This window comes from Streptacidiphilus neutrinimicus (assembly GCF_000787815.1).
Classification (GTDB): Bacteria; Actinomycetota; Actinomycetes; order Streptomycetales; family Streptomycetaceae; genus Streptacidiphilus; species Streptacidiphilus neutrinimicus.
On sequence record NZ_BBPO01000146.1, the window covers coordinates 856 to 9,240 of the forward strand.

Below are 8,385 nucleotides of genomic sequence, written 5' to 3' on the forward strand. Positions count from 1 at the left end.
GGCGGCGCACTCGGCCATCCGCTGCGCGAACACCGCCGAGCACTCCAGCAGCTCGACCGCCATCGCAGCCCACTGCGACCCCTGCCCCGGGAAGACGAACGCCACCTTCCCCGCAGAACCCGCCACGCCGTGCACCACGCGCGCGTCCGGTCCGCCGGCGGCCAGCGCGGCCAGGCCGCGCCCGAGCTCGGCGGCGTCCTCGCCCAGCACCACGGCCCGGTGCTCCAGCACCGCACGGCCCACCGCGAGGGAGAGGCCGAGACCCAGCGCGTCCGGCTCCGGCCGATCCGCCGCGAAGGCCCGCAGCCGCGCCGCCTGACCGCGCAGGGCGTCCTCGCCCCGGCCCGACAGCACCCACGGCACGACCGAGGGGGCGACCGCCGGAACCTCGTCCGGCTGCGCGTCCGGCTGCTCCGCGACCGGCTCCTGCTCGATGATCACGTGCGCGTTGGTGCCGCTGAACCCGAACGAGGACACGCCCGCCCGGCGCGGTCGCCCGGTCTCGGGCCACTCCCGCTGCTCGGTCAGCAGTTCCACCGCGCCGGTCGACCAGTCCACCTGTGGGGTGGGCTCGTCGATGTGGATGCTCTCCGGCAGCACGCCGTGGCGCATCGCCAGCACCATCTTGATGACGCCGGCCAGACCGGCCGCCGCCTGGGCGTGGCCGATGTTGGACTTCACCGAGCCCAGCCACAGCGGCCGGTCCTCGGGACGGTCCTTGCCGTAGGTCGCCAGCAGCGCCTGCGCCTCGATCGGGTCGCCCAGCGAGGTGCCCGTGCCGTGCGCCTCGACCGCGTCCACCTGGTCCGCCGTCAGACCGGCGTTCGCCAGCGCCTGACGGATCACCCGCTGCTGCGAGGGACCGTTCGGCGCGGTCAGACCGTTGCTCGCACCGTCCTGGTTGATCGCGGAACCGCGCACGACGGCCAGCACCGGGTGACCGTTGCGGCGGGCGTCGCTGAGCCGCTCGACCAGCAGCATGCCCGCGCCCTCGGAAGGGGTGAAACCGTCCGCGGCGGCCGAGAAGGGCTTGCAGCGGCCGTCGGAGGCCAGGCCCTGCTGACGGCTGAACTCGACGAAGGTGCCCGGAGTGGACATCACCGTGACACCACCGGCCAGCGCCAGCTCGCACTCTCCGTTGCGCAGCGACTGCACAGCCAGGTGCAGAGCCACCAGCGAGGCCGAGCAGGCGGTGTCCACGGTCATCGCCGGGCCTTCGAGGCCGAACAGGTACGAGACACGGCCCGACACCACGCTGGCCGCCGTGCCGGTGGCGACATGGCCTTCCGCCGACTGCGCCGCACCGGCCAGCAGGCCGAGGTAGTCGGATCCGTTGGTGCCCGCGAAGACGCCGGTCCGGCTGCCGCGCAGGGTGGCCGGGTCGATGCCCGCCCGCTCGAACGCCTCCCAGGAGGTCTCCAGCAGCAGCCGCTGCTGCGGGTCCATGGCCAGCGCCTCACGTGGCGAGATCCCGAAGAAGGCGGCGTCGAACCGGCTCGCGTCGTGCAGGAAGCCGCCCTGGCTGATGTAGGAGGTGCCCTGGTGGTCGCGGTCCGCGTGGAAGACGGAGTCGAGGTCCCAGCCGCGGTCGGCGGGGAAGTCCGACAGCCCGTCACCGGCGGTGACCAGCAGTTGCCACAGGTCCTCGGGCGAGGACACCCCGCCGGGGAACCGGCAGCTCATGCCGACGATCGCGATCGGCTCGTCGGCGGCGGCCCGGACCACGACCGGCGCGACGGCCGCGCTCACCGCGCCCGAGAGCTCCTCGTCGAGGTGGCGGACCAGCGCGACGGTGTTGGGGTGGTCGTAGATCAGCGTGGCGGGCAGCTTGATCCCGGCGGCCGCACCGAGCCGGTTGCGCAGCTCGACGGCGGTCAGCGAGTCGAAGCCCAGCTCCTTGAACGCGCGGCCGGTGTCCACCGCCTCCGGGCCCGGGTAGCCCAGCGCGGCGGCGACGTGCGAGGTCACCAGGTCTGTCAGGAGGTGTTCGCGCTCGGCGGCCGGGAGACCGGCGAGCCGGGCGCCGAAGCCGCCGTCGGCGCTCTGCGTACCGTCGGCGACGCCCGCGCTGCTCTCCAGGGCCCGCACCGCCTCGGGCACCTCGAACAGCAGCGGGCGGACCCGGCCCGAGGTGAAGGCGAGCGCGAAGCGCTTCCAGTCGATGTCGGTGACGGTCAGCACCGTCTCGCCCTGGTCCAGCGCCTGCTGGAGGGCGGAGACGGCCAGGTGGGGCGCCATCTCCAGGATGCCGTGGCGGCGCATCCGGTCGCCGATGCCGCCCTCGGCCGCCATGCCGCCCTCGCCCCACGGCCCCCAGGCCACCGAGGTGGCAGGCAGCCCGTCGGCGCGGCGCTGCTCGGCCAGTGCGTCCAGGAACGCGTTCCCGGGTGCGTAGTTGCCCTGGCCGGGCGCGCCGAAGGTGGCGGCGAAGGAGGAGAAGAGCACGAAGGCGGACAAGTCGAGGTCGCGGGTCAGCTCGTGCAGGTGCAGGGCGGAGTCGACCTTGACCCGCAGCACCCGCTCCAGCTGGTCGGCGGTCAGCGCCCGGATCACCGCGTCGTCCAGCACGGCGGCGGTGTGCATCACGGCGGTGAGCGGCCGCTCGGCCGGGACGGACGCCAGCAGCGCGGCCAGCGCCGCGCGGTCCGACACGTCGCACGAGGTGATCGTCACCTCGGCGCCGAGCGCGGTGAGCTCCTCGCGCAGTTCGGCAGCGCCCTCGGCGTCCGGGCCGCGGCGGCTGGTGAGCAGCAAATGGCCGGCGCCGTTGCCGGCCAGCCAGCGGGCCACGTGCGCGCCGAGCGCGCCGGTGCCGCCGGTGACCAGGACGGTGCCGTTCGGCCGCCACGGCTCCCCAGGCGTCGGTCCGACAGGCGCGTGGACCAGTCGGCGGGCGTACACGCCGGCGCCGCGCAGCGCGAGCTGGTCCTCGCCGCCGGTACCGGCCAGCACACCCACCAGGCGCTTCAGAGCGCGCTCGTCGAGCTGCTCGGGCAGGTCCAGCAGGCCGCCCCAGCGCGGCGCGTCCTCCAGCGCGGCCACCCGGCCCAGGCCCCAGACCAGGGCCTGCACGGGGCCGTTCAGCCGCTCGGCGGCGTTCACCGCGACCGCGCCGCGCGTGGCGGTCCACACGGGCGTCTCGATCTCGGCGTCGCCCAGCGCCTGAAGCAGGGTCAGCGATCCGGCCAGACCGAACGGCACGGCCGGGTGGTCCGGGCAGCCCTGCTCGGCCGCGCCGAGCAGGGAGAGCACCCCTGCGGGTGCCGCGTCCTCGGGGAGTTCGGCGCGCAGCCGCCGGGCCAGCGCCTCGCGGTCCAAGTCCGCCGGACCGACCACCAGCTGCCGCACGTCGGCGCCGTGACGGGCCAGCGACTGGGCGGTGTCTGCCACCCACGTCGCGTCGGCGAGCACGTCGGGCACCACGAGCACCCAGGTGCCGGAGAGCACCGGCGCGGGCAGCTCGGTCAGCGGCTGCCAGACGATCCGGTAGCGCCAGCCGTCCACGGTGGACTGCTCGCGGCGCTGTCGCCGCCAGGACGACAGGGCCGGCAGCACCGCGCTCAGCGGAGCGTCGTCGGCGAGGTCCAGCGAATCGGCCACCGCGGCCAGGTCCTCGCCCTCCACCGCGGCCCAGAACTCCGCCTCGACCGGGTCGAGGGCCGCCTCGCGGGGCTCCTCCGCCTGGGCGGCGGGTGCGTCCAGCCAGTATCGGCTGCGCTGGAAGGCGTAGGTGGGCAGCTCGACGCGCTGCGCCCCGGTGCCCGCGAAGACGGCGGCCTGCCAGTCCACCGCGACGCCGCGCACCCACGCCTCGGCCAGCGAGGCCGCGATCCGGCGGGCGCCGCCCTCGCCGCGTCGCAGCGTGCCCACCGTCACCGCCGACGCGTCGGCCTCCTCCAGGCACTCCTGAAGCCCGGTCAGCAGCACGGGGTGCGCGCTGACCTCGACGAAACCGTCGACGCCGTGCGCGGTCACGGCCGCCTGGACGGCCTCGCCGAACCGCACGGTCGAACGGAGGTTGGTGTACCAGTACGCGGCGTCCATCGCTTCGCCGTCGAGCAGTTCACCGGTCACGGTGGACAGCAGCGGGATCCGCCCGGCGCGCGGGGTGATCCCGGCCAGGGCCGTGGCCAGCTCCTCGCGCAGGGATTCGACCTGGGCGGAGTGCGAGGCGTAGCTGACCTGCACCCGGCGGGCCCGGACCCCGTCCGCCTCGCAGGCGGCGAGCAGTTCGTCCAGCGCCTCCGGGTCGCCCGAGACGACCACCGAGGTCGGGCCGTTGACGGCCGCGACTGAGATCCGCTGCTCGCCCCAGGCGGCCAGCCGCTCGCGCGCGGCGTCCACCGGCAGGGCGAGCGAGACCATACCGCCATGGCCTTCGAGGCCGGCGGCGATGGCCTGGCTGCGCAGCGCGACAACCTTGGCGCCGTCGGACGGCGACAGCACACCGGCCACCACCGCGGCGGCGATCTCGCCCTGCGAGTGACCGACCACCAGTGCGGGCTCGACACCGCAGGCCCGCCAGACCTCGGCGAGCGAGACCATCACGGCCCACAGCACCGGCTGCACGACCTCGACGCGGTCCAGCCACCCAGTACCGGCACGGCCGAGCAGCACGTCCTCCAACGACCAGTCGGTGAAGGGCGCGAGAGCGGCGGCGCAGTCCTGGATCGCGGAGCGGAACACCGGCGACTCGTCCCACAGCCGGGCGCCCATCTCGGCCCACTGCGAGCCCTGCCCGGGGAAGACGAACGCGACCTTGCCGACGGCCTGGGCCGCCCCTTCGACCACGTCGGCGGCGACGCCGCCGGTGGCGAGCGTCGTCAGCCCCCGGCCCAGTTCGGCCAGGTCCGCGCCGAGCACGACGGCCCGGTTCTCCAGTTCGGCCCGGCCGAGGGCCAGCGAGAGCCCGACGCTCGGCGCGTCCGGTGCGGGCTCGGCGTCCACGTAGGCGGACAGGCGGCCCGCCTGCCCGCGCAGCCCCGCCGCACCCCGGGCCGACAGCGCCCACGGCAGCACGGTGGCGGCGATCGCCGCCACCGGCGTCCCGGCGGGCTCCTCGGCCGACGCCTGCTCCTCGGCGGCCGGGGCCTGCTCGACGATCACGTGCGCGTTGGTGCCGCTGAAGCCGAAGGAGGAGACGGCTGCCCGGCGCGGCTGCCCGGTCTCGGGCCACTCCCGCGCCTCGGTCAGCAGCTCCACCGCGCCCGCCGACCAGTCCACGTGCGTGGACGGCTCGGTGACGTGCAGGGTCTGCGGCAGCACGCCGTGGCGCATCGCCATGACCATCTTGATGATGCCGCCGACGCCCGCCGCGGCCTGCGTGTGGCCGATGTTGGACTTGAGCGACCCGAGCCAGAGCGGCCGGCCGTCCGCCCGCTCCTGGCCGTACGTGGCGAGCAGCGCCTGCGCCTCGATCGGGTCGCCCAGCGTGGTGCCGGTGCCGTGCGCCTCGACGGTGTCCACCTGGGACGGCGTCAGACCGGCCGACGCCAGCGCCTGGCGGATCACCCGCTGCTGGGACGGCCCGTTGGGGGCGGTCAGGCCGTTACTGGCCCCGTCCTGGTTGATCGCCGAGCCGCGCACGACGGCCAGCACCGGGTGCCCGTTGCGGCGGGCGTCGGAGAGCCGCTCGACCAGCAGCATGCCGACGCCCTCGCCCCAGCCGGTGCCGTCCGCGTCGTCGGAGAACGCCTTGCAGCGACCGTCGGTGGCCAGGCCGCGCTGGCGGCTGAACTCCACGAACGTGCCGGGCGTGGCCATCACGGTCACGCCCCCGGCCAGCGCGAGCGTGCACTCGCCGCTGCGCAGCGCCTGCACGGCCAGGTGCAGGGCGACCAGCGAGGACGAGCACGCGGTGTCCACGGTCACCGCCGGGCCCTCCAGGCCCAACGTGTAGGAGACGCGGCCGGAGGCGACGCTGCCGAAGCTGCCGGTGCCCAGGTGGCCCTCGACGCCCTCCGGGACCGAGCCGAGCCTGCTGGCGTACTCGTGGTACATGAGGCCGGCGAAGATGCCGGTCCGGCTGCCCTTGAGCCCGGTCGGGTCGATCCCCGCCCGCTCGAACGCCTCCCAGGACGCCTCCAGCAGCAGGCGTTGCTGCGGGTCCATCGCCAGCGCCTCACGCGGCGAGATCCCGAAGAACGCCGGGTCGAACTCGCAGGCGTCGTGCAGGAAGCCGCCCTGGCTGACGTAGCTGGTGCCCTGCTGGTCGGGGTCGTCGTCGATCAGCGACTCGACGGCCCAGCCGCGGTCGGTCGGGAAGCCGCCGATGGCGTCGCCCCCGTCCGACACCAGCTGCCACAGTTCCTCCGGGGAGGACACACCACCGGGGTAGCGGCAGCTCATGCCGACGATCGCGATCGGCTCCCGGTCGCGCTCCTCCAGTTCCCGCACGCGCCGACGAGCGTTGCGCAGATCAGCGGTGGCGCGCTTGAGGTAGTCGCGCAGCTTGTCCTCGTTCACCATCTCGTCCGTTCCTCGCGGCATCAGAGTCGCGCCTGCGTCATGTGGGGGCGGGAGCCCGGGGTCAGGAGGTCTCGAGCTCGTCGTCGAGCAGGTCGAACAGCTCGTCGTCGGTGGCCGACTCGATGTCGCTGTCGTCCTCGGCCGGTCGCTCGTCGGCGCCGACGAGGTCCCGCCACTGCGCCAGCAGGGCCTGGAGGCGCAGGGTGACCCGCGTCCCGGTCTCCTCGTCGGTGGGCGTGGCCGCCAGGGCCTCGGACAGCCGGTCCAGCTCGGCGAAGACGCCCGCACCGGCCCCCTGCCCGTCCAGCGGCAGCGCGGTGCGCAGCTGTCCGGCGAGCTCGGCCGGGCTCGGGTAGTCGAAGACCAGGGTGGCGGGCAGCCGCAGACCGGTCACCGCGTTCAGGCGGTTGCGCAGCTCGACGGCGGTCAGCGAGTCGAAGCCCAGCTCCCGGAATCCGGCGGTCGCCTGGACGGCGGCGGCACCGGCGTAGCCCAGCACCGCGGCCACCTGCCCGCGGACCACGTCGAGGAGGACGCGTTCCTGCTCCTCGGCGGCCAGGCCGGTCAGCTGCCGCACGAGCGCGGCACCCGGGTCGGCCTCGGCGGCCCCGGCCGTGCGGCGGGCCGGCGGCCGGATCAGGCCCCGCAGCAGCGCGGGCACCTCGCCCGACTCAGCCGCCTGGGCACGCAGTTGGCCCAGGTCCAGACGGGCCGGCAGCAGCACCGGGTCCGGCAGGCCGAGCCCCGTGTCGAGCAGCGCCAGGCCCTCCGCCTCGGACAGCGCCGCCACTGCGCGCGTCATCCGGCGCGAGTCGGCCTCGGCGAGCTCGCCTGCCATGCCCCCGCCGTCCTCGGCCCACAGGCCCCACGCGAGGGAGGTCGCCGGCAGCCCGGCCGCGTGCCGGTGCTGCGCGAGCGTGTCCAGGAAGACGTTCGCGGCCGCGTAGTTGGCCTGGCCCGCGTTGCCGAAGACACCGGCGGCGGAGGAGAACAGCACGAAGGCCGACAGGTCCAGATGCCGCGTCAGCTCGTGGAGGTGCCAGGCCGCGTCCACCTTGGGCCGCAGGACCGCGTCGAACCGGTCGGGGGTGAGGGAGGAGAGCACGCCGTCATCCAGCACACCGGCCGTGTGCACCACAGCCGTCAGCGGGTGCTCCAACCCGGTCCCCAGCAGCTCGGCGAGGGCGTCGCGATCGGCCACGTCACAGGCCGCGAACCGGGCCGACGCGCCCAGCTCCGCCAGCTCGGCGGACAGCTCCGCAGCGCCCGGCGCTGCCTCACCGCGCCGGGAGACCAGCAGCAGGTGCCGGACGTGGTGCCGTTCCACCAGATGCCTGACCACCGCCCGACCGAGCGAACCGGTCGCGCCCGTCACCAGAACCGTGCCCGCGGTGTCGAACTCCGAAGCCGTCTCTGGTTCGTGGGTGGCCACCGTCGCCAGACGCGGGGCGAAGGCCGCCCCGCCACGCAGCGCGAGCTGCGGCTCGCCGCCGTCGACGGCGGCGGCGAGCGAGGCGCGTGAGGCCGGGTCCTCGTCCAGATCGACGAGCACGATCCGGCCGGGGTTCTCCGACTGCGCCGAGCGCGCCAAGCCCCAGACGGCGGACGAGGCCAGGTCGCGGACGTTCTCGCCGTCGCCGGCGACCACGGCTCCGCGCGTCACCAGGACCAGGCGGGAGTCCGCGAACGCCTCCTCGGCCAGCCAGGACTGCAGCAGTTCCAGCGCGCGGTGGACGGCCGTGTGGGCGGCCGCGGCCACATCCGGGGAGGCCTCAGCCGCCAGCGGCAGCACGACCGTGTCGGGGAGAGCCAGGCTCAGCGTCGCCAGGTCGTCGAAGCACTCGGCGTCCGGCAGCCCGAGGTCGTCGTCCCCGAGGACCGCGACCGCGCCGAGGGACCCGGCGGCGGGCAGCGCCG

Annotated in this window: 2 protein-coding genes; both read right to left on the bottom strand. The window is 75.2% G+C overall.

Annotated elements, in window-relative coordinates:
• Positions 1-6,468, bottom strand: a 6,468-nt coding sequence (locus tag TR48_RS41410; protein ID WP_042375284.1) for a type I polyketide synthase, incomplete at its 3' end; no start/stop codon positions are given.
• A gap of 61 nt (positions 6,469-6,529) precedes the next feature.
• Positions 6,530-8,385 (bottom strand): type I polyketide synthase (locus tag TR48_RS37625; protein WP_063771147.1); only part of this gene is annotated, 1,856 nt, incomplete at its 5' end.